Source organism: Acinetobacter piscicola, assembly GCF_015218165.1.
Lineage (GTDB): Bacteria > Pseudomonadota > Gammaproteobacteria > Pseudomonadales > Moraxellaceae > Acinetobacter > Acinetobacter piscicola_A.
On record NZ_CP048659.1, the window covers coordinates 1,463,271 to 1,488,250 of the forward strand.

Sequence of the window (24,980 nt, forward strand, 5' to 3'; positions counted from 1 at the left end):
AGTTTAAGTCATGAATCACATTTTTAAAAAAATTTGGAATAAGTCTTTAGGACGTATGGTTGTTGTGTCTGAAAATGCCAAAAATTCAGGAAAAAAACAGCATACAGAAGGCGGTGTTTCTGAAAAAATTACACAACTCAACAGTGTTCATACATCTGTAGGGTTAGCGGTGCCTTTAAGTCGTACTTTATTGGCAACCACCATGTTGTTACTCGGATTAAATAGCAGTTGGGCTGTGGAATGCTTATCGTCTGTACCACCGTCAAGTCCATCCCTAGATCCTACGAATTTTACTTGTGGTATCAATAATACAACTTTTAATACAGGTAGTACTGCAATGGGTGCAAGCCCTTTTGTGACTTCTACAACACCTGTACTTTCAAAGAGTTATACCTTAAATGCGATAACACATATCAATGGTTTGGCCATTACTTTAGCCAGTAATAACGTAAATTTAACTTGGGCTGATATTTTGGCTAATCCTGCCAATTTAACCCATATTGATGGTAAAGCCATTACACCGATTGAAGCTCAAAATTTATTATTAAAAATGACGCAAGGTGGAAATTTAGCACTTGGGAAAAATAGCACTGCGGTTGGCAATAACAATTGGGCAAGTGGCGTTAATAGTAGCAGTATGGGGTCATCGAATTTAGCTTCAGGTGGTAATTCTAATGCAATAGGGAATAATAATCAGGCTTCAAATACATTGTCTAATGCAATAGGTGCGGGGATTGATACCTCCAAATTAACGAAGGATGTAAATGGATATATTATTGCCATAGATGGTATTCGAGTGAATACTTCAGCTACAACATTGGCAGAATTAAATGCAAATACTTTGTATGAATTTGACCAAACAAGTGGTCTAATTTGGTCTTTTGATAAGGATGCATTTTTAGCACTGATTAAAAATGGTGGTAAAAATATTGCCAATGGTATTGGTGCCAATGCTATTGGAACAAGTAATCATGTTTCGGGAAATTTATCCATTGGTGTGGGTACACTGAATACCGTGAATGGTTTTATGTCATCGACTAGCACGGCGTTTGGACTAAAAAATACTGTGGAATCAGATTCCGATGCGATGGGAACAAATAATATTGTTGGAGACAGTGCATTAGGTGTTGGACGCAATAATTCAGTACAAAATTCTGGTATTGCGGTAGGCCGTAATAATACGGTAGGTAATACAGGTACAGGATTAGGCAGAAACAATATTACAGGCTCACAAGCCAATGCGGTAGGTTCATGGAATGCGGCTTTAGGCGATTTTTCTGTTGCTTTAGGTGGCTCTGGACAATTTACTTTAAGTGCTGATCCAGAATATAACGGTACAGGGGGTACATTAAGTTCTCTTTTTGGGATTCAAATTACCTCAACAGTCACTGATATTGATGATTTAAATGATATTAATCAAATTTCAGAATTTAATGGTTTATCAGGAAATTTATTATCTGATGATGATAAGCGCAATGTGATCGCTTTAGCGCAAAGTTGGCAAGTGGGGAATATTGCTGCAGGTACATCAAGCACTGCACTTGGGCTTAATAATATTGTCGCAGGAACAGAAAGCATTGCTGTGGGATTAGAGAATAAAGCTGAATCGTATCATGATGTTGCTTTAGGTTATCAAAATATTGCCTCTGGGGCTGGAAGTACTGCCATAGGTGTAGAGAATAAGGCCTCCCATTGGGACACCACAGCAGTGGGTTATAAAAATGAGGCTATTGGACAATCGAGTACAGCAATTGGTGCTGAAAATAAGGCGCAAGCAAATTTTAGTACAGCAATTGGGTATCAAAGCGTTGCCAATCATGCCAATGCCACAGCGATTGGTTATCAGGCCGAAACAGACCGTGCAAATAGTGTATCTGTTGGTAAAGCAGGTGCAGAAAAACAAATTACCCATGTGAAAGCGGGTACAGCCAACACTGACGCTGTGAATTTAGGACAAGTACAAACTTTAATTGCCGCCATTCCAACAGGGAGTACGGTTGTAAATGATAACTATGTATTAAGTAATTCTGGTAGTAATGCATTAGGCGTAGCTACAGGCAACCAACATTTGACTGAAAATGATGGAACAACATTAACCAAAGTTGCAGGAATAGACGTTACTGCAAACGGTCTAAATATAGATGATATTATTTCATATAAAATAAAAAATCCTATGAGTGGAGGTTATTTAACCGTTACAGACCCGACAGAACTTGCTGCCTTTAAAAATGCAGCCAAGAAAGGAGGGAACTTGGCTATAGGAATACAAACCAATGCAGTCGGTATGAATAATATTGCTTCAGAATTGATGGCCAATGCGGTCGGTGTGAACAATACTGCTTCAGGAATGTTTGCAAATTCGGTTGGTACTCAGAATACATCTACAGGTTTTGCAAGTACTGCAATAGGTTTTGGAAATCAGTCTACAGGCTTTGTAAGTACTGCAATGGGTTTTGGCAATACGTCCGCAGGCATTCTTTCAAATGCGGTGGGGAATAGCATTACGAATATACCTAAAATGCGGGTTGAACTCGATTCAAATAATGCAAAAAGAATCACAATAGATGGTATTGATGTTATTACGCAGAATGATATCACCGATCCTAATGCGCAGAATGTTGCTCAAACCTTGACTGCTACGGATATCGATACAATTAACGGTCAAAGTTTGAGTTTAGAAGAAAAACAAATTTTTATAGATTTGCTACATAACCAACCCCCTCGTTTTAATGATGCTTATGGCATGTTGTCGAATGCATTAGGCGTAGGCAATATTGCTTCAGGTACACAAAGTAGTGCCATGGGTGTACAAAATACTGCATCGGGACATATGAGTAATGCCGTCGGGTTTAACAACCAAGCTACGGCATTAAATAGCAGCGCATTTGGTAGTAACAGCATTGCAAGCCATGAAGGTGCTACAGCATTGGGTAATGGTTCAGAAACTGACCGAGTCAATAGTATATCGGTAGGTAAAGCAGGTGCAGAAAAACAAATTACCAACGTCGCCGATGGTACACAAGCTAAAGATGCTGTGAACTTATCACAGGTACAAAGTCTTATTGCAGGTGGTGGTGCAGGGCTTGCAGTTTTGTATGATGCAGCCACAAAAGACACTGTAACGCTAGGTGGTACAGCAGGTACAAAGCTGACTAATCTACAAGATGCAACTTTAGATACCGCATCAATGGATGCGGTAACAGGTAAACAGCTAAATACAACCAATACCAATTTGGCTGATTTAACAGACATCGTGACTGATACCGCAACAGGCTTGGCAACTAAAGCATCAGCAGCCGATTTAACCGCAGGTTTAGCAACAAGAATTGGTTATGATGCAGGCAATGTAGACAAAATTACCCTAGGTGGTACAGCAGGTACAACCATTAGCAATGTGGCGGACGGTACGCAAGCCAAAGATGCTGTGAACTTATCACAAGTACAAGGGTTAATTTCAGCCATTCCAACAGGGGGAGCAAATGCGGACAGTGTGTTGTATGACACAGGTTCAAATAAAGCGACAATTACCCTTGCAGGTGGAACAGCAGGCACCAAAATTACCAATCTACAAGATGCAACTTTAGATGCAAACTCAACAGATGCTGTCACTGGTAAACAGTTAAATGCAGCAAAAACAGATATTGCAAGTTTAGATGCAGCGATTAATGACACAGCAACAGGCTTAGCCACTAAAGCATCAGCAGCCGATTTAACCGCATTAAATGATATTGTGACCGATACTGCAACAGGCCTAGCTACTAAAGCATCACAAGCCGATTTAACCGCAGGTTTGGCAACAAAAATTGGTTATGACAGCAGCAACACCGATGTGATTACGTTGCGAGGTGTTAATGGTACAACCATTTCTAACTTAACAGCAGGTGTAGCAGATACCGATGCGGTAAATGTTAAACAGCTTAAAGACAGTAAAACCAAATACTTTGGTGTGAACTCTACTAATACAAGCACAGGTTCTAATGTTAATGGTGAAATGGCGACAGGTATTGGTTCATTAGCTGTTGGGGTGAGAAGTCAAGCCTCAGGGGATTGGAGCAGTGCGGTGGGGTGGGAGAATAATGCTCTAAGTGTAGGAAGTGTTGCAATAGGTAATATGAATACAGCGGATGCAAGTTTAGATCAACCAATAAACCAAGCTGGTTATAGTCCATTTTTTTCTGATGGCTACTCCTATGGTGCAGCAATTGCAATTGGTAGAGTTAATACTGCAACCGGAGCTGGCGCAACAGCAGTGGGTTTAAAAAATACAGCATCTGGTACAGTAAGTAGTGCTTTTGGTACAGGTGCAGTTGCCAATAAAACAGGTGCGCTTGCCTTTGGTGGATGGTATGACCAAAATGCAAATCAGAGTATTGATAATAGAAATTTGACGAACTCAGAAACCGCAGCAGCAACAGGTGTCAGTGCCGTTGCTATTGGCGCAGGCGTGAGTGCAACAGCTGATCGTAGTAGTGTATTTGGGGTGGGTAGTCAGGCAACCGCACAAAATGCCACAGCATTAGGGTTTGACTCATTAGCAGATGAAGCCAATACAGTATCAGTTGGGCGTAGTGGTGCAGAAAAACGCATTACCAATGTGGCAAATGCTACTAAAGGCACTGATGCGGTGAATTTAAATACCCTAAACCAAGCATTGACTAGCGTTACAGGTGGTACAGGTATTACCAAGAACTATGCCCATGATGTCAGTGATAATGCTTTAGGTGCTTATAGTGGTACAGCGCATACAGTGCAAAAAGACAACACAGGTAAAATTACCGCAGTCGATGGTGTGACTGTCACCACGACAGGTGCAGGGACATCCATTGATGATATTACAGGCTTTACTGCCAATGGTGTTCCTGTTACAGATACAATGCGTGTTGCAAATTTTATTGCCGCAGCAAAACAGGGTGGTAACATTGCAGTTGGAACATCAAGTACAGCTGTTGGTGTACAAAACCTTGCATCTGCTAAAAACAGTAGTGCTGTAGGCTATGCGAATACTTCTGTGGGTCAGCAAAGTAGTGCAATGGGTGCGCATAACTATGTCAGTGGAGAAGGTTCATCTGCAATCGGTGGTGCATCTTCTGTAGCGGGCCGATTGGTTTCTAACAATGGTCCAATGTCATCAACGATGAGTGATATGAATGAAATTGTATTAAAACCTTATGGTTTAGCTACAAATATCACTGAAATTGCAGGCATTACGGTAGCAACCACCGCAAGTAGCTGGGCAGATTTAATCAATGACCCAAGTAAACTGACATCTGTGAATGGCAATACAACCTTAACATTAGCCGAAAAACAAGCATTTTTACAAGGATTACAACAAGGCGCAAATACGGTGATTGGCAATGCAAATAGTGCAATCGGTAGCCAAAACACTATTGTTGGTAAACAAAGTAGTGCAGTTGGTTTTGGTAATAGTGCTTTGGGTGAAAGCAATTCTGCTTTAGGTCTAAGAAACTTTGCAGATGGCAAAGGTAGCAATGCCATTGGTTCAAATAACCGAACATCGAGTACGAGTAAAGATGCGAGTGCGATTGGTGCGGGTAATAGTAGTACAGGTAATTTAAGTAGTGCGATGGGTTCTAACAATACAGCTGTAGGTCAGGGTTCATCAGCCATTGGTAGTAGTTCTCATTTAATGGTCACTTTACCAGCGCCGTTGTCAAGTGAGTTAGGTGCTAGAACACCTGCAACGACTACCTCTTCAGGTACTGTAGATCGTATTGATGGTGTGGCAGTTGTTACAACAGCAACAAATTGGAATGATCTAAAATCTAATCCTTCTAAATTGACATCCATCAATGGCGTTACATTAAGTACAGAAAATCAAGCCAGTGTGATTAATAGCCTAAAAACAGGCGGTAATATCGCATTAGGTAAAGCAAGTAATGCAGTGGGTAGCCAAAACATTGCGGCAGCTGAGAATAGCAGTGTATTTGGTGTTGCAAGCATCGCAACTGCCAAAAATGCTACGGCGATTGGTTATAATTCAGTTGCGAGTGAAGAAAATACGGTTTCTGTAGGCAAAGCAGGTGCAGAAAAACGTATAACCAATGTTGCAGATGCGGTAAATGCAACAGACGCTGCGAATAAAAAGTATGTGGATAATGCACTGAGTTCGATTGCGCCGAGTGCTGATACTGTATTGTATGATACAGGTTCAAACAAAGCGAAAATTACCCTTGCAGGTGGTACAACAGGTACTAAAATTACTAATCTACAAGATGCAACTTTAGATATAGCATCAACTGATGCAGTAACAGGTAAACAGTTAAATGCAACCAATGATGTAGTTGCAACGAAAGCATCAACAACGGATTTAAATGCTGGCTTGGCTTTAAAAACCGATAAAACTGATTTCACGGCATTAAATAATCAAGTGAATGATGCAAATACAGGTTTAGCAACCAAAGCATCCACTACGGATTTGAATACAGGTTTAACCACAACATTAAGCACTGCCAAAGGCTATACCGATCAAGAAGTTGCATCGACATTAAGCACTGCAAAAGGCTATACAGATCAAGAAGTTGCATCGACTTTAACCACTGCCAAAGGCTATACAGATCAAGAAACTGCATCGACATTAAGCACTGCCAAAGGTTATACCGATCAAGAAGTTGCATCAACATTAAGCACTGCCAAAGGCTATACAGATCAAGAAACTACATCAACATTAAGCACTGCCAAAGGTTATACCGATCAAGAAGTTGCATCGACATTAAGCACTGCTAAAGGCTATACAGATCAGAAAACCGCAGATGCTGTATTGTATGATACAGGCTCAAACAAAGAACACATTACTTTAGCAGGTACAGCAGGCACGATCATTAGTAATCTTAAAGCAGGCGTTAATGATGATGATGCTGTGAACTTTGGACAATTAAAGGTGAAAGCTGACCAAAGTACAGTGAATGCGTTGGATGGGCGAGTTACGACCAATACAAATGATATTACTGCTTTACAAAATGGTTTAGTTGGAATTTCAGCGAATGCCGTTGTTTATGACACAGTCAACAAAGATATTGTGCGTCTACAAGGTACCAACGGAACCAAACTGACTAACTTACAAGATGCGACTTTAGATATTACTTCAACTGATGCGGTGACAGGCCGTCAGTTAAATGCCGCCAATAGCAATGTAACGGCCTTAGATACTCGAGTAACACAAACAGAAACAGATATTGGTACCTTGCAAACTAACTTAGGTACGACTCAAACGAATTTGACTACCCTAGATGGTCGTGTCGGCACGGCAGAAAGCAATATCACCAATTTAAAGGGGGATGTGGTACAAGCGCAGTCAGACATTACAACGAATAGCACAGCGATTACAGGTCTAGATACGCGTGTAACACAAACAGAAACAGATATTGTTACCTTGCAAACTAACTTAGGTACGACTCAAACGAATTTGACCACCCTAGATGGTCGTGTCGGCACAGCAGAAAGCCAGATCACCAATTTGCAGAGTGATGTAGGGCAAGCTCAAGCGGATCTTTTTAATCTGAGTGGTAATGTTGCAGCGACACAGAACCAAGTGCAACGTAATGAAAATGCATTCGTTTCATCATTAGGAGGAGGAGCCGCATTTAATAATGGCAACTTTGTTGCACCAAGCTTTACGATTCAAAATCGAAATTACAGAGATGTAGGAAGCGCATTGACTGCTGTAGATACGAAGCTGACAAATTTAGATACCCGATTATCTAAAGTTGAAATTACAGGTGGAGTGGCAGGTGCAAATGGTTTAAGTGCGTATGATATTGCAAAAAATAACGGATTTACAGGAACAGAAACACAGTGGCTTAGTTCACTTCAAGGTGCGAAAGGCGATACAGGTGCCAATGGTGTTGATGGCTTGAATGGTAAAGATGGCGCGAAGGGCGATAAGGGAGATCAAGGCTTAACAGGTGCGTCGGGCAAAGATGGTCTAAACGGTAAAGACGGTAGCAATGGTCTTGATGGTTTAAATGGCAAAGATGGTGCGAAAGGCGATAAAGGTGATCAAGGCTTAACAGGTGCGTCGGGCAAAGATGGTCTAAACGGTAAAGACGGTAGCAATGGTCTTGATGGTTTAAATGGCAAAGATGGTGCGAAAGGCGATAAAGGTGATCAAGGTCTTAGTGCTTATGATGTTGCAGTAAAAAATGGGTACAAAGGAACGGAACAACAGTGGCTCAATAGTCAGAGTAATCCTTTGGTTACTGTAAATGCAGATCAAAATAATTTAACTCCTGCACAAGCTACTGGTTCAGGTTCTGTTGCAATTGGTGATGGTGCAGTGGCTTCAGGCAATCAATCTACTTCCATTGGGCAAGGTTCTACAGTCACAGGTCATCAATCTACTGCTGTGGGCAAAGGGAATATTGTGGCTGGTGAGCGTTCAGGTGCTTTTGGTGATCCAAACAAGGTGTCAGGCAATAATAGTTATGCTGTTGGTAATGACAATGCAATTAAAGGTGATGGTACTTTTGTATTAGGAAATAATATCAACACTGAAGCCAAAAATGCCGTGGTTCTAGGTAATAATTCAGCATCAGATCGAGATAATACAGTATCTGTTGGAGCAAAAGATGCTGAACGACAAATCATTCATGTGGCAGATGCAACCGAAGCAACTGATGCTGTGAACTTAAGACAAATGCAAGCAGCTGAGGCAGAAACTTTAAAATCTTCGAAAGAATATACAGATACTCAATTTAATCGTTTAGAGCGTGCATTCTCAGACCATCGTTTAGAAACAGATCGTCGTTTCCATGAGGTTGATAAACGTTTTGATCGTCAGGGGGCGATGACAGCAGCAATGATGAACATGGCAAATAGTACTTCAGGTCTTAAAGGGCGTAATCGAGTGGGGGTGGGTGCAGGCTTTCAAGGGGATGAAAAAGCAGTTGCTGTGGGTTACCAACGTATGATTAATGACAATACCAGCATCAGTTTAGGCGGTGCTATGACCGAGGAAGAAAAATCTGGTGGTGTGGGTGTTGGCTTTAGTTGGTAAAACATATTCTACTTGATTTAGATCAAAGAGCATCCTAGGATGCTCTTTTTATTGCTTATTTTAAAAAATTAAAATACAAAAAAATTAAATAAAATAACTGGTCTTGGTCATTAGCTTAGAAATCGCAGTCATTGTAATTTTCACTGGAATTGGTAAATCTACCCCACCTGCCTTTAATGCTGTGTCTCGATGATGTAACTCATCTTCATTCATTTGTATCAAAATTTTACGTGAACGCTCATCTTGCGGTGGCAGTTGGCTAATATGATGTTGTAAATGCAAACTCACTTGACGTTCAGTTTCAGCGACAAATCCTAAGCTGTATTTGTCTCCTGCAATTCCTGCAATCGCTCCCATACCAAAAGATAAACCATACCAAACAGGATTCAATAAACTTGTGTGACTGTCTAACTCTTTTAAACGATCTTCGCACCATGCCAAATGATCTTGCTCTTCAATCGCAGCAAACTCCATTTCACGGCGTACATTGGGCAATTTCGCGGTCAAAGCTTGTCCATGATACAGTGCTTGTGCACACACTTCGCCACTATGATTGACACGCATTAAACCTGCTACATGACGTGCTTCACTGACAGCAAGCTTGGTTTCAGTGTTTTCAGAAGGATTGCTACGCTGTGCGGAAGTCGTGCCGGGAACTAAACTTCTTAAGGCTTGATCAAAAGAGTGAATCAATTTGTCGATGCCAGTGTAATGACGCATGTTAGTCCTCCAATGTGATTTGAGTTGTTGCGATTAATGGTTTTAAACGCATTAATAACCCAATACAGAATATGCCGCTTAAAATTGCTGTAATGCTAAATAATATTTTAATATCAAGTTTGAGTACACTTAAAATAAGTATAGAGAAAATTGCTGATGAAACCATAAATATCGCATTAAAAATATTGTTAGCAGCAACGACACGAGCGCGATGTGATTTTGGGGTATACGCTTGCATCATGGCATAGAGTGGTACGATATAAAAACCACCACAAATACCAAGTAATGTGACAGCAAGCATGACATGATAATACGCCCAACCTGCTTGAAATACCTGTGCAATGCCTAATAACTCGCCTGTATAGTGTGGAATAAATGCCAAACTTGCCGCAAAATAAAAAGCGAAAATGGTTAAACCGATTGCACCAATCGGGACCATTTTAATATTGACTTCACGACCACCAAATTTACGGCATAATAAAGAACCCACGCCGATACCAACAGAAAAGAACGTCAATAATAGGCTTGAAACATTTTCATTGGCATGTAAGTTTTGCAAAGTCACTTGTGGTATTTGCGTTAAATAGGTCGCACCATAAAACCAATACCATGAATTTCCTAATAAGACTAAAAATACCAAAGGTAAACTTTTCGCATATTTTATGGTCTGATAACTGGTACGCACAAAATTCCAATCTATTTTTAACTGTGTATTTGAAGTCGGTTGTTTAAGAATAAAAAGACTCGCGACAAAACCTAGTACTGCGATCGCCACAACCGTCAGACTGATCCAAATTAAATTGCCTGCAGAGACAGAAATCACAGCACCGCCTATGATCGTTCCCAATAAAATCGCAATCGAAGTGCCTGACTGAAATAAAGCATTCCCTGACATTAATTCATTCGGTTTTAAAATCTCAGGTAAAATCGCATATTTAATTGGACCAAAAAAGGTACTGTGGGTGCCCATTAAAAACAGTGCAAAAAGTAAAACCCATAAATTGCCCATCATAAAACCAACTGTTGCCAGTAGCATGATGATAATTTCTAAGATTTTAATGGCACGAACCAAAGAAGAACGTTCATATTTGTCTGCAATTTGTCCCGCCGTGGCAGAAAAAATAAAATACGGCAAAATAAATAACAGGGCAGCAAGATTATTTAAAGTGCTAATCGCTGTACCATGTAAATGAATCCAGCCGTAGGTAATCACAAGGAGTAATGAGCCTTTAAACACATTATCATTTAATGCCCCGAAAAATTGGGTCATAAACATGGGCAAAAAACGCCGTGTTGCTAAGATATGTTCATTTTTTTCCATCGGAAAACCATTCATTTAAGTTATATTAAGAAGTGTGGAGATTTAGTAACTATATCGCAAAATCATGTATGATATTTTAACTTCCAAGATAATGTGAAAAACCAAGTGATTTAAGTTGTAGTCTGGGGACGTTCATTACTGTTATTTTCCATTCATATTTTAGGGTGTTTAGAGCTTGCTATGCTAGCAAAAATCAAATTTAAAAAATCAGTGCTTGCACATTGTATGCAGCATATTTTTAGCACAAATGAACGGAATAAACTGTTGTGTGCAAGTGTTTTTTTGAGTGTGTTTTTAGCACAAATTACACACTCTGCGGACAGACCTGAAACAACAGAAACTACAAATACAGTTGCAGGAAATACGCCAGAACAACTTGAAAAAGCGGCAGAACAACAAGGTTTAAGTCAGGTAAAAATTGATAAAATAGACGAGAATGTTGCTGAACTAAATCAAAAAACCATCGCTATAGATAGCGTGGATATGTTGCAACAACAAGAGCAAGCAGCAGGTCAGTTAAATGAATTTAAACCAATAACGTTTGAACAATTAGAAGAGTTGCCTGATAATACAGTTGATTTAAATTTAGCCAATGAAATTTTTAAAGTCGCAGAAGAAGCTAAAGTCGAGGCACAAAATTTTCGTAATGGGGTAGCAAAAGCACCTGAAATTACAGTCAATGATGCAACACAGCAAGAAATTAGCGAAATTACCCAAGCACCTGTAAATGTTGAACAATTGATGCAATCGATTGAATCAGATAATAAAATTATTGTACAGGAAAATGAATCAGGTAAAACTTTAACCGATCATTCAAACGAGCAAAAAACGGAACAAAAAGAAGCCAATATTTTCAAACGGGCTTTATATCGTATTCGTCCACCTAAATTTGATACGGCAAAAGTCTCTCGAATCAGTGCTGAAGTCGAGGGTGCACCTACAATCCTTGGTGATAATATTAAGGCGAAACTTTCAAGTTTTACCACAGAAGCTTTTTCTGATTTTAATTCTGCAGTTCCACAATTACGTACTTTAGCTAATCAAGCCGCACAAGCAGTAGGCTATTATAATGCACAGTTTAAATTTCAGAAATTAAATGAAAATAAAGTCAAAGTTTTAGTCACACCCAATGACCCAGTAACCATTGAAAAACAAGAGATAGAATATTCGGGTGCAGGACAAAATCTTGCCCAATTCCAAGTGATTCGTGTTTTGCCTGAACAAGAAGAAGGTGACATTTTACATCATGGTTTATATGAAACCACCAAATCACGGATTGTAGATGCTGCCAATAACAATGGTTTCTTTGACAGCTACTGGCGTTTGCATGATGTTAAAGTGACGCAACCACAAAACAAAGCCGAAATTAACTTACGTTATGAAACGGGTGAGCGTTATAAGATCGGTGAAGTTGAATTTAGAATGAGTGATCCAAGCAAGCCATTGCCCATAGATTTAAAAGTCTTAAAATCTATGGCACCTTGGAGTGCAGGAGCAGATTATACCGCTTGGCGTGTAAATGCTTTAGCGAATAACTTAACCAACTCACGTTATTTTAACTACACCTTAGTGGATGCAGTTAAGCCAGATCCAATTGAAAAACCGTTAGAATTACCGCCTGATTTGCAAGCTTTAGTGGATCAAGAGAAAGTTTCAGAAGCAGCATTTGCAGATCAAAAGGAAACTCAAAAACAGCAATTCTCCGCGAAAGAAGTGACACAAAACGTCGTAGATGAAAAGCAATTTGCGGGGACAAGCGCTAGCGAAATCAATCCAAATGCGCGTATTGCACAAGTGCAGCAACAAGAAAAACAATCGGAAACAGAGCTATTACAGCAAAAAGCTCGTGACGAAAAAGTCATTCCTGTTATTGTCACTTTAAATGCCGACCGTCTCAATAGTGTGGAAGCGGGTATTGGTTATGGTACGGATACAGGTGTACGTTTACGTGGACAATATCGCCGTGCCATTGTGAACCATTATGGTCATTCATTTGATGCCAATATGGAATTATCACAAATTCGTCAATCTTTTGATGGTCGCTACAACATTCCTTATAACCATCCACTCAATGACTATATTAGTTTAGTCGGGGGATATGAGCGCGAACAACGTGATGGTATCGGGAATGATATGAACTTGGTGATTGAGTCTGCGGTGGCAGGGGCAGACCGTATCATTAAAGGTTCTCGTAAGGAATGGCAACATGTCTTTGGACTGCGTTATCGTTTAGACCGAGTGACCCAATCAGGTATTGTGGACATAGATAAAATTCCTGAAGCATTCTTAGTGCCTGGTGCGAACCAAGAGCAAGAATCTTTATTGGTGGGTTATGAAGCATCGAAAACCAGCAGTGATAATCGTCTCAATCCAACGCGAGGTTTTAAACAATCTTATAAAGTACAACTCGGTAGTGAAAGCTTACTGTCTGATACGGATATGGCAATTGTCAACGCGACGTGGAAAGGATTGTATTCACTCGGGGAAAATGATGATCATCAATTTGTGGCAGGTTTAGAAACAGGCTATATTTTTGCCAAAAAATTTGATCAAGTCCCCTATAACTTGCGCTTCTTTGCGGGAGGTGACCAAAGCTTACGCGGTTTTGACTATAAGAGTTTATCCCCAGAAGAATATGGCTATAAAATGGGGGGGCAAGCTTTGGCTGTAGGTTCTTTAGAATACAATTATCAATTTAAAGAGGGATGGCGTGCAGCGATCTTTAGTGACTTTGGTAATGCCTTTGATGAAAAATTTTCCAATGATCCAGAATATGGCGTAGGGGTCGGGATTCGTTGGAAATCACCGATTGGTCCTATTCGTTTAGATGTTGCATCAGGTATTTCCGATCCTGATCATCCAATTCGTTTACACTTCTTTATTGGTTCACAACTTTAATTCATTCAATAAAAATTTACATTTGGGATAATTATGGCTGACGATAAACAGCAAGCGCTTCAAAATAATGATCAAAAGCCTCCGCAACAAGCTGAGCAGACACCGAAAAAGCACAATATATTGCGTAATGTATTGTTGTCGATCGGCTTGGTTATTGTTTTATTAGTTGCTGCGTTGGTTGTGATGTTTTCAACGGATAAAGGCAGTAAGTTTTTATTAGATCGAGTTGCAGCCAGTCAAAAAATTATCCACTATGAATATGAAGGTGGGAATTTATTACAAGGGATTATTTTAAAAAATGTTTTAGTGACCTTGGCTGCTGTGGATGTCAAAATTGATCGGGCTGATGTGTCTTTGGGTTGGCGTGCGATTTTGGATAAAGAAATTCATTTGAGTCATGCAGATGTTCGTAATCTTAGAGTGATCAGTAAAACCCCACCGAGTAATGAGCCTTTTAAGTTTAGTGAAATCAAATTACCTTTTGTACTGCGTTTAGACCAAGCAGATGTTGATCATTTGCAGATTCAAAGCTCAAGCAGCAAGGTTGATTTTAAAGATGTGCATTTAGAAGATGCCTTATGGTCTGGGACTGAGTTAAAGTTTAAAAATTCGAGTATGGACATGGGCTATTTGGCAGTTAAAAATGCCGAAGGGATGATGGATTTTAAAGGCAAATATCCACTCAAAGCCAAAGCAATTTTAAATCTACCTGCATTAAGTCATTTAAATATTCAAGATATTTATGTGCATGCACGAGGAACGCTCGATACTATTCAAGCAGGTGTTGCAACCCATACACCAGAATTATTAACTGCTTGGGCAGTCTTGCATCCGATGCGTCCACATGTACCGATGCAAGGTGCATTGATTTTAAAAAATTACCATTTACCTATTTTACCTGAACAAAAACTCTTCGCAAAAGACGGGATTGCCAAGTTTAACGGCGACATTCAAGGTTTAGATTTAGACTTAAATACTGACTTGAGTGGTGCAAATATTCCACAAGGTCAATATAGTGCTTTAGCGCATACCGATTTAATCAATCAGTTAAATATCAAAAATTTCAATGGTCAAGTCATGGGGGGCGCAGTCAATGTCGCTGGCTTAGTGAGTTGGAAAGATCATGTGAATTGGGATGTGAAAGGGCGTTTAGACCGTATTAACCCCAAAGATAAATTGATTCCCCAAGCAATTCAAGATTTTTTACCCCCAAGTTTGGATGCCAATATTGCGTCCAAAGGTATTTTACAAAAGGGTATGCATTTAACTGCCAATGTTAATTTTGACAAATATGAAGCATGGAATCTCAAACTTGATCAGGCAGAGCAGAAAAAGAAAACGCCTGAGCCAATGCTTATGGATGTGCAGTGGAAAAATATTGATCGTGCAGTGCCGTATATTGGTTGGTTGAGTAGTGAAAATGGTCAAGTGAAACTGGCATTGGTGGAAGGAAAGCAAAATATTCATGTGGCGACAGTTGTACGTCAGCACGAAAAAGGTGCATTGCCTGCAGGGCAATACAATGCCCAACTTGACCTTAAAGGCAATAATTTACATGTCCCAGCATTCCGTTATGTTGCAGGTAAAGGCAGTTTAACGGGTAATGCGGTGGTCGAGTTACCCAATGAAAAACGTCAGTTAAAGTGGAATGCATTACTTAATGCTCAGGATTTTAATCCACAAACGGTTGTTCCTGCTGCACCTGTTAATCTGTTAAATGGTCAAATTAAAGCCAATGGCTATGCAAAGCCAAATCAACAAATTATTCATTTAACAGGCATTAATTTAACTGGACGGATGGCAGATCAAGCCAAAGCTGAAACCATTCAACTCAAAGGTACAAGTACGGCAGCAGTCATTTTTCATGATGAAAAAGCCGGTGGTGGTTTTAAAAGTTTTGCGGTCAATTATGATGGGACTTTAAATGCTTCACAGTTTAAACAAGGCAGTGGTGTACTTAAAGCGCGTGTTTCAGGCACACCTGAACTGATCAAAATCGCAGAATTACAACATGATGGTATTGCAGGGAAAATTTTTGCCAGTGGTTTGGTTCATCTGAGCAATGGAATTGGTTGGGATGTAAACGCCTCGTTGGTACGCTTTAAACCACAATATTTTGTGTCTTCTGTACGTGGTGAAGTGTCTGGCAATGTGAAAACACAAGGCACATGGTCAGATCGTTTAAAACGTATCAATATTCAAAATTTGAATCTGGCAGGGATTATTAACAATAAACCTTTACGTGGAAAAGGTAATTTGGCTGTAGTACTTAATTCAAATGAGAAAGGCTTTATGCCGCAGCAGTTTGAAGCCAATAATTTATTTTTATCTTATGCGCAAAATCAAGTGCAAGCGACAGGCAATGCACAAAATTTACGTTTAAAAATTAATGCACCTGCTTTATATGAGCTATACCCCGGTTTAAGGGGAACAGCATATGGTTATTTAAACCTACAAGCGCAGCCTCATTTAAGTGCTACAGCAAATCTTAAAGTCGATAAATTGGGCTTGAATAATAGCTTCAGTATCGAAAAAATGAGTTTAATTGGTGAGTTACCAACGTCAGATACCGCACCTGCAAAAATGGTGGCACGTATGGATAATTTACGTAGTGGTACACGTCAGATTCAATATGCAGGGATCACCTTAACAGGCACACGTAAAGCACATTTATTACAACTACAAGGTTGGAATTATTACTCAAAATTCTATGTGCAATTGGCAGGTGGCTTTAATGCACAAAATGATTGGCTAGGTCAGATTCAAAAAGGTGAGTTTGACTCGGTACGGGCGCATTTATTACAAGATCAAGCAGCGCCTGTTATTTTTACATCCGCAAAATCTGAGGTTTACGTTGGACAGCATTGTTGGTCGAGTAAACAAAGTAAATTATGTTTTGATCAACCTGTACGGGTTAGTCCAGCCAAAGGAAATGTCTCATTTATTACCCAAAAATTAGATTTAAATGACTTTGCTGCATTTATGCCTGAAGGCTTAGCATTAACAGGTGAACTAAATGGCTATGCCAAAGCTGCTTGGGCACAAGGCTCACGTCCAAAAATTGATGCAAAACTCATTACACGTAAAGGTCAAATTGGGATTGCTGCGGAAAATCCCGATGATCCCGCAACCTCAATGAACTATGATGAAGCCAGTGTTATTGTGAAAAGTATTGCAGAAGGTTTATTAACACGTGTAGATCTGAAAGCGCCAAATGTGGGTACAGGCTATGCGAGTGTGGTGATTGATCCATATTCTGCGCAAAAAAATATGCGTGGTGAGGTTGCCTTTAATGAAGTGCAATTAAAAATCTTAAAACCATTTATTGCAGATGTACGTAAATTAGATGGTACGCTTTCTCTTGCAGGGAAAATCAGTGGTACTTTGTCACAGCCTTTGTTTGATGGTGCATTGCGGTTAAAAAATGGTGAAATCAGTATGATTTCATTGCCTGTAAATTTGACCAATGTACAGTTATATTCACATATTCAACAAAATCAAGCCACTATCGATGGCGCATTCAACAGTGGTCGTGGTGTGGGTAAACTGACAGGGAACATTGATTGGAAGAATGATCCTCGTATTCAATTGTCACTCAAAGGTGACAAATTACTGGTTCGTCAAGCGCCGTTGATTACAGCTGTTGTAGATACCGATATGAGTATGGATGCTTATCCTTTGAGTAAGCGTATTACAGTCAAAGGTAAAGTCGATGTACCGAATGCCTTAATTTCAATGCCCGAGTCGAGTGCGCCAGTAGTCAATGTTTCTTCTGATGTACGTGTTGTACATGAGGGGGATGATCAGTTGGCGATTTTAAAAGCAGCTAAACCTTGGGATATTCGTGCAGATATTGATGTTAAACTAGGCAATAAAGTTATCTTCCAAGGCTTTAATAGTCGTATTCCATTGATTGGGCGTGTGTATTTATCTCAACGTGGCTTAGAGACTGCAATGCGTGCCAATGGTGCCATTGGTGTTAGTCAAAAAGTGACTATCGAAGCCTATGGGCAAAAACTTGATCTTAATCGTGCCATTGCTCGTTTTAATGGCGCATTGGCAAATCCAACACTCGATGTTGATGCCAATAAAACGATTTCAGGAAGTACTGTTGGCTTACGGGTCACAGGTACTGCAAGCAGCCCAAATATCCAAGTTTATAATGATGCTGGTTTATCTGACCAAGAGGCGATGAATGCGCTGATTACAGGACGTATTAATGAAGGTTCAAGTGGTTTAAGTAATGAAGCGGGCTTTAAATCAGATGTCAACAATACCATTGCAGCAGCAGGAATCAGTTTAGGCTTGGGGGGTACTCGTGCCTTTACCAATCAAATAGGGCAAACGTTTGGTTTAAGTGGTTTGGCATTAGATGCACAAGGTACAGGTGATGATACCCAAGTAAGTTTAACGGGTTATATTACCCCTGACTTATATATTCGTTATGGGGTGGGTGTATTTACACCAGTCAATAAACTGACCTTACGTTATCAAATGAATAAACGCTTGTACTTAGAAGCAAGTCAGTCTTTAGAAAAAGCCATCGACTTGTTCTATCATTGGCGTTTCTAAAATTTACGACGATCAGAAGTTGGATTGACGAAATCAATTTAACTTCTAGGTAGGGAATTTGGAGATGGAAAAAGGATTAAGCACTGCTGCTTGGATGTACTGAGAATTTCGCATAGGTAGAAAAGTGCAATTAAAACTGCCAATCGATGCCAAATTCAGTATGATAAGCTCCGATAGGAGATATATATGAAAAACTTATTCACCTGCGCTGTGCTTGGTACAGTTGTGGTCTTATCGGGTTGTGCTGAAAAAAAACCTGCTACCCCTGAAGAAATTTGGAAAGGTTACTGTACGAGTATTGGGAATGCAGCACGTTCAATCACTTTAGACCGTCAAAATGGTATTAGCAAAAAAGAAGCTTTGGATTATGCCAATAAAGTCACAGATCCAACCACTAAAGGCTTTATATTGCAGTATCTTGAAAAAATTTATGCGATGCCAAATGCTGAGTTAAAGGCAGACCATGAGGCTGTACAAGCGAAGTTTAAGCAGCAGGCATATGAACAATGTTTAAATACACCGCATGACCCGAAAAAAATGCCAGATTACAAACCGTTCTAATAGAACGGTTTTTTATGTATGTAAAGATTGAAATAATAGCAATAATTCAAATACTATTATAAATATATACATGTAATTTATTAAAATTTTTTAAAAACACCAGAAGGTTATTATGCAACTTATTAAAATTCAACGCTGTATTCATACACTTGGTTTTTTATTTTTACTCGGATGTTCTGTTGTGACTTATGCCGATGGAAAAGTATATTTAGATAATGTTCAACAATTGGTTAAAAAAGCGGATCAGGGGGATCTTGATGCGATTCACCAACTGATTGCCATGTATGGCAAAGGAGAAACAGTTGCTAAAGATGAGCAAAAAGCATTGCAATATTCAAGAAAAGGTGCGGCTTTGGGGGATGCTCAGTCAAAATATATGGCGGGTATGATCTTATTACATCGTCCAGACGTTTCAAAACAAGATATTGTGGAAGCAACAAAACTGTTAACTGAGGTTGCTGAATCAGGACATGCACACACCCAGGCGACTCTAGGGAGTTATTATTTAACAGGTGAGCTTTTACCGAAAAATATTGAACAAGGGATTCGGTGGACAGAGGCTGCAGCCAAACAAAATCATGGTCTTGCTTTAAACAATCTGGGTTGGATGTATTACAAAGGTACGGGGCTAAAACAAGATTATAAGAAAGCCGTAGAGTACCTGGAAAAAGGCGTAAAACAAAATAATGCTTTGGCTTATGCAAACTTAGCAACACTTTATAGCCGTGGCGATGGTGTAAAACAAAATGACCAAAAAGCAGTTGAGTTGTTAGAAAAGTCAGTTGAACTTGGAGAACCAATGGCGAAAGTCAATCTTGCTTTGGCATATTACAACGGTGTTGGCACGAAAAAAGATCAGGATAAAGCCTATCGCTTAATACAAGAGGCAGCACAAGCCGGTGTGCCACAAGCCATTGCCATGTTACAAGGTACAGAAACGGATTCAAAGGGCTGTCGTGAAGTCAAAAGTATGGTCGATGGTAAAGTGTACACCGCCATCGAGTGCCCGATGAGCTGAGTTAAGTCGAAAAATCTTGCAAGCGATTTCATTTTATTGTTAAGGGGTGAAATGATCGTTTTAAAAAATTAATATTTTCCCTTGATGGCTAAGGTCTAGATCATCGTTATTGGGCAATGGAAAAGACGTCTGCACAAGGGGAAATCGAAAAGATTCAAACAAAAAAATCGTGCATATTTTATGAGAAAGTTTGAATAATTAAGGGCATTGCATCATGTATAAAAAACAAATTTATACCAAAATGAGTATGAGTTTACTGTGTCTTAGTTTAGCGGCATGCAGTCAGTCACAACAAGTTGAAGCAGTCGAATCCAAACCATCTGCAGTTGCATCACAATCTCAAATAACACAACTTATTGCGGATGCTGAGGCAGGACATGTTAAAGCACAGTATCAAGTTTTTGAATATTATTATGAGCATGACAAGGCAAAGGCGCTGAAATATTTAAATTTAGCCGTAGAACAAGAGTATCCACCAGCATTAAATGCAATAGGTTGGTTTTACTATAAAGGTGAAAATGTAGCTAAAAATAGTAGTAAAGCGCTGTTTTATTTAAATCAAGCCAGGGAAAAAGGTTCACTATTGGCGTATGTCAACTTGGCGACCATATATCAACGTGGTGATATTGCTGCTAAAGATGAAAAAAAGGCTTTTGAATTATTAAAATATGCTTCAGCGCAAGGATTAGCAGAGGCGACATTTAATTTATCTAATTGTTACGCACATGGTCTGGGCGTAGTGCAGGATAAAACCAAAGCAGCTGAGTATTTAAAAAAATCTGCCGATCAAGGTTTTGCACTTGGTCAATATTATTATGGAAGTTTATTGTTTTATGGGAATTATGTAAAAAAGAATATTCAAGAAAGTCTTCGATATTTTGCACTTGCAGCTGAACAAGGACATGTGGATGCACAAGCTATGTTAGGTTCGCTCTACAGTAGTGGCGAATATGTAGAATTAGATCCAGAATTATCATTTAAATGGACTGAAAAAGCGGCTAAAAATGGTCATTTAAAGGCTTTGGCAGATTTAGGGTGGATGTATACCCAAGGCGAAGTCGTCAAAAAAGATCTGAATAAAGGAATGCAAATGTTGCAAAAAGCTGCTGAGTCCAAAAGTGCAGATGCGATGTTGTATTTAGGAATTTTATATGCACGCGGACAAGGGGTGGAGCGAGATCCTAAGCGGGCCTTTGATTATTACTCAAAAGCTGTTGATAGTGGAAATACACGGGCAAAATTCTTTTTAGGAGATGCATATTATCAAGGTAAGGGTGTTTTAGCAGACAAAGACAAAGCCTTAGAAATACTGATACAGGCATCGCAAGAGGGTAAAAGTGTAGATCAGCTTGCCATGAAAAAATATGATATTTGTCGCTTAGAAACACGAATGGTTAAAGACAAATCCATGTATGCCATAGAATGTCCTTTATTTTAAATAAAAATCTTAAGATCGCAATGCATAACCATTCAATTGAAGCATATCGTAAATATGGGGCAAAAGCCTTAAATATTGCAATAAAAAATGATTAGCATAAAAAGTGAAAAGCATATATAAAATATAGAAATAGAAAATTACATAATGTAGAGGAGTGAGAAAATGGAAGTTATTGCGTACCTACATAATGCAGACTTGCTCTTAGAGGATGAACAAGGCGTTGCAGTGATTAGTGGAAGTCACTATGTTTTAAGTTTAGGTGATCAGGTGCATATTCGCCAAGTGATTGATGAGCCTGCAAAAATTTACCAAGTGCATATTTCATTTGCGAGTGCTGAACATGCTATGTTGCATGAGGATGAAATTTTTATCAAATTTGAAGGCTCTAGAAATGCTTTTCAAGACTATTTACGTAGCACCACAGTCCACTAAGGTGGTATTCTAAATTTCACCCATTCAGGCAACAATAGGTTGCCTTTTTTACGGTTTAAGATCTGTTAAACGTAATGCAAGCACATTCATTTTAAAAAATGAGTTTGTGAGAGATATATTGGATATAAAAGTAGCAAAAAGCAGCCACTATTTATTTACAAAATAACGGTCATCACGAATTAACACGCTGCTTGCATTAACTTTTGGCTTGATTTTTAGTAAAATTTGATTGTCCATATTGCTTATGAAGCTTTCAAGGAAGCAAAACATTCGTAAGTAATTTTTTAAAAAAGAGGAATAACACCGTGCTAGAAGCTTACCGCCAACACGTTGAAGAACGTGCCGCACTCGGAGTCCCACCGAAGCCACTTGACGATGCTCAAACTGCTGCATTAGTTGAATTATTAAAAAACCCACCTGCTGGTGAAGAAGCTTTTTTAGTTGACTTGCTTGAAAATCGTGTTCCAGCGGGCGTTGACCAAGCTGCTTATGTAAAAGCTGCTTTCTTAGCTGCTGTGGCAAAGGGTGAAGCAACTTCTCCTTTGGTTTCTAAAGAACGTGCGGTTTACTTACTAGGTACGATGCTTGGTGGTTATAACGTTGCACCATTAGTTGCATTGCTTGATGATGCTGCCTTAGGTGAACTCGCTGCTGAAGCATTGAAAAAAACACTTCTTGTATTTGATGCGTTCCATGACGTTGCTGATAAAGCAAAAGCGGGCAATGCAAATGCAAAAGCAGTTCTTCAATCTTGGGCTGACGCTGAATGGTTCACAAGTCGTAAAGATGTTCCTGAAGAAATTAAACTGACTGTTTTCAAAGTGACTGGCGAAACCAACACTGACGACTTGTCACCTGCACAAGACGCTTGGAGCCGTCCAGACATTCCATTGCATGCAAATGCAATGTTGAAAAACGAACGTGATGGCATCAACCCTGAAAAACCAGGTGAAGTTGGTCCATTAAGCCAAATCAAAGATCTCATCGCAAAAGGCAACCAAGTTGCATATGTTGGTGATGTTGTGGGTACAGGTTCATCTCGTAAATCTGCAACGAACTCTGTGCTTTGGTTCTTTGGTGATGAAATTGCTCACATCCCGAACAAAAAAGACGGTGGCTACTGTTTAGGTTCTAAAATCGCTCCGATTTTCTTCAATACAATGGAAGATGCAGGTGCATTACCTGTAGAAATCGATGTTCAAAACATGAACATGGGTGACGAAATTGTTCTTAAGATTGATCATGCTGCTGCAAAAGTAACTGCATTCAAAGATGGTGCTCAAATCGCTGAAGCTGAACTTAAAACTCCAGTTCTTCTAGATGAAGTACGTGCGGGTGGTCGTATCAACTTGATCGTTGGTCGTGGTTTAACTGCAAAAGCACGTGAAGAATTAGGTCTTGCACCTTCTACATTGTTCCGTACACCAGTTCAACCTGCTGCAACAGGTAAAGGCTTCACTCAAGCTCAAAAAATGGTCGGTCGCGCTTGTGGTCTTCCTGAAGGTCAAGGTGTACTTCCAGGTACTTACTGTGAACCTAAGATGACCACTGTTGGTTCGCAAGATACAACAGGTCCAATGACACGTGATGAATTGAAAGACTTAGCTTGCCTAGGTTTCTCTGCTGACCTTGTTATGCAGTCTTTCTGTCATACAGCTGCGTATCCAAAACCAGTTGACGTTCAAATGCAACACTCGCTTCCTGATTTCATCATGAACCGTGGTGGTGTATCACTACGTCCAGGTGACGGTATTATTCACTCTTGGTTAAACCGTATGCTTCTTCCAGATACAGTAGGTACTGGTGGTGACTCACATACGCGTTTCCCAATTGGTATTTCATTCCCAGCGGGTTCTGGTCTTGTAGCGTTCGCTGCTGCGACTGGTGTTATGCCACTCGATATGCCTGAATCTGTACTTGTGAAATTCAAAGGTAAAATGCAACCTGGTATCACACTACGTGACCTTGTACATGCAATTCCTTATGTTGCGATTCAGCAAGGTGACTTAACTGTAGAGAAGAAAGGTAAGAAAAACATCTTCTCTGGTCGTATCTTAGAGATCGACTTAACAGAAATGGAAACTGACTTAACTGTTGAGCAAGCATTCGAACTTTCTGATGCTTCTGCTGAACGTTCAGCTGCTGGTTGTTCAATCACACTTTCTGAAGAGAAAGTTGCTGAATACCTGAAATCAAACATCACGATGTTGAAATGGATGATTTCTGAAGGTTATGGCGATGCACGTACTATGGCACGCCGTGTTGAAAACATGGAAAAATGGTTGGCGAACCCATCACTTCTTAAAGCGGATCCTGACGCTGAATATACGAAAGTGTATGAAATCGACCTTTCTACGATCACTGAACCAGTTCTTTGCTGCCCGAATGATCCAGATGATGCGAAATTGTTATCTGACGTTCAAGGCGTGAAAATTGACGAAGTATTCGTTGGTTCATGTATGACGAACATCGGTCACTTCCGTGCAGCGGGTAAATTGTTAGAAACAGTTCCAGGCGGTTCATTGTCTACTCGTCTTTGGTTAGCTCCTCCAACGCGTATGGACGAACGCCAATTGATGGAAGAAGGTTTCTATAATACTTATGGTAAAGCTGGTGCGCGTACTGAAATGCCAGGTTGTTCATTATGTATGGGTAACCAAGCACGTGTAGCACCGAACACGACTTGTGTATCGACATCTACTCGTAACTTCCCGAACCGTTTAGGTCAAGGTGCGAACGTTTACTTAGCGTCTGCTGAGCTTGCTTCTGTTGCTGCTGTACTTGGTAAATTACCAACTCCAGAAGAATATCAACAATATGCTGCTCAAATCGACAGCATGTCTGCTGACATCTATCAATACTTGAACTTTGATAAGATGGAAACTTATACAGATGCTGCTGCTGATGTAGATACGAAAAAAATTGCTGCTGCTCAATTGTCTTAATTGATTAAGTAGTTGAAAATAAGGGCTGATTATTCAGCCCTTATTTTTTGAATTTGTGAATG

General features: G+C 39.8%; 10 protein-coding genes. 8 read left to right on the plus strand and 2 right to left on the minus strand.

Annotated elements, in window-relative coordinates:
• Window positions 1-10 precede the first annotated feature (10 nt).
• Window positions 11-9,013, plus strand: coding sequence for an ESPR-type extended signal peptide-containing protein (locus G0028_RS07085; RefSeq protein ID WP_180045326.1), 9,003 nt, complete (start codon window positions 11-13; stop codon window positions 9,011-9,013).
• Between the two features lie 84 nt (window positions 9,014-9,097).
• Here the strand turns inward: G0028_RS07085 and coq7 are convergent, their stop codons facing one another.
• Complete coding sequence (gene coq7, locus G0028_RS07090) at window positions 9,098-9,733, minus strand: 2-polyprenyl-3-methyl-6-methoxy-1,4-benzoquinone monooxygenase (RefSeq protein ID WP_180045327.1); 636 nt, start codon at window positions 9,731-9,733, stop codon at window positions 9,098-9,100.
• A gap of 1 nt (window position 9,734) precedes the next feature.
• On the minus strand, window positions 9,735-11,054 hold the full coding sequence (locus G0028_RS07095; protein WP_174492920.1) for an MFS transporter: 1,320 nt from the start codon (window positions 11,052-11,054) through the stop codon (window positions 9,735-9,737).
• A gap of 180 nt (window positions 11,055-11,234) precedes the next feature.
• On the opposite strand from G0028_RS07095, the gene G0028_RS07100 reads away from it, so the two are divergent.
• From G0028_RS07100 to G0028_RS07130, 7 genes are all read left to right on the plus strand, one after another.
• A complete protein-coding gene (locus tag G0028_RS07100; RefSeq protein ID WP_180045328.1) occupies window positions 11,235-13,952 on the plus strand; it encodes an autotransporter assembly complex protein TamA in 2,718 nt (905 codons plus the stop codon).
• Between the two features lie 33 nt (window positions 13,953-13,985).
• Window positions 13,986-18,524: a translocation/assembly module TamB domain-containing protein gene (locus G0028_RS07105; RefSeq protein WP_180045329.1), complete on the plus strand. Its 4,539-nt coding sequence runs from the start codon at window positions 13,986-13,988 to the stop codon at window positions 18,522-18,524.
• A 186-nt stretch (window positions 18,525-18,710) separates the two neighbouring features.
• Window positions 18,711-19,085 (plus strand): hypothetical protein, encoded by a 375-nt coding sequence (locus tag G0028_RS07110; RefSeq protein WP_174492916.1) that lies wholly within the window; start codon window positions 18,711-18,713, stop codon window positions 19,083-19,085.
• 112 nt (window positions 19,086-19,197) lie between these two features.
• The gene (locus tag G0028_RS07115) at window positions 19,198-20,103 is read left to right on the plus strand and encodes a tetratricopeptide repeat protein (RefSeq protein WP_130072662.1); all 906 of its coding nucleotides are present in this window, start codon (window positions 19,198-19,200) and stop codon (window positions 20,101-20,103) included.
• Between the two features lie 214 nt (window positions 20,104-20,317).
• Window positions 20,318-21,541, plus strand: coding sequence for a tetratricopeptide repeat protein (locus tag G0028_RS07120; protein ID WP_227554787.1), 1,224 nt, complete (start codon window positions 20,318-20,320; stop codon window positions 21,539-21,541).
• 162 nt (window positions 21,542-21,703) lie between these two features.
• Entirely contained in the window at window positions 21,704-21,973 is a 270-nt protein-coding gene (locus G0028_RS07125; RefSeq protein ID WP_174492915.1) for a hypothetical protein, read from the plus strand.
• Window positions 21,974-22,278: 305 nt separating this feature from the next.
• Window positions 22,279-24,918: a bifunctional aconitate hydratase 2/2-methylisocitrate dehydratase gene (locus G0028_RS07130; RefSeq protein WP_180045330.1), complete on the plus strand. Its 2,640-nt coding sequence runs from the start codon at window positions 22,279-22,281 to the stop codon at window positions 24,916-24,918.
• Window positions 24,919-24,980 lie beyond the last annotated feature (62 nt).

Bases quoted from the DNA above. Each gene is read 5' to 3' on its own strand.
- coq7 (WP_180045327.1), bottom strand. From the start codon at position 9,733: ATGCGTCATTACACTGGCATCGACAAATTGATTCACTCTTTTGATCAA.
- G0028_RS07095 (WP_174492920.1), bottom strand. From the start codon at position 11,054: ATGGAAAAAAATGAACATATCTTAGCAACACGGCGTTTTTTGCCCATG.
- G0028_RS07085 (WP_180045326.1), top strand. From the start codon at position 11: ATGAATCACATTTTTAAAAAAATTTGGAATAAGTCTTTAGGACGTATG.
- G0028_RS07120 (WP_227554787.1), top strand. From the start codon at position 20,318: ATGTATAAAAAACAAATTTATACCAAAATGAGTATGAGTTTACTGTGT.
- G0028_RS07115 (WP_130072662.1), top strand. From the start codon at position 19,198: ATGCAACTTATTAAAATTCAACGCTGTATTCATACACTTGGTTTTTTA.
- G0028_RS07100 (WP_180045328.1), top strand. From the start codon at position 11,235: ATGCTAGCAAAAATCAAATTTAAAAAATCAGTGCTTGCACATTGTATG.
- G0028_RS07105 (WP_180045329.1), top strand. From the start codon at position 13,986: ATGGCTGACGATAAACAGCAAGCGCTTCAAAATAATGATCAAAAGCCT.
- G0028_RS07110 (WP_174492916.1), top strand. From the start codon at position 18,711: ATGAAAAACTTATTCACCTGCGCTGTGCTTGGTACAGTTGTGGTCTTA.
- G0028_RS07125 (WP_174492915.1), top strand. From the start codon at position 21,704: ATGGAAGTTATTGCGTACCTACATAATGCAGACTTGCTCTTAGAGGAT.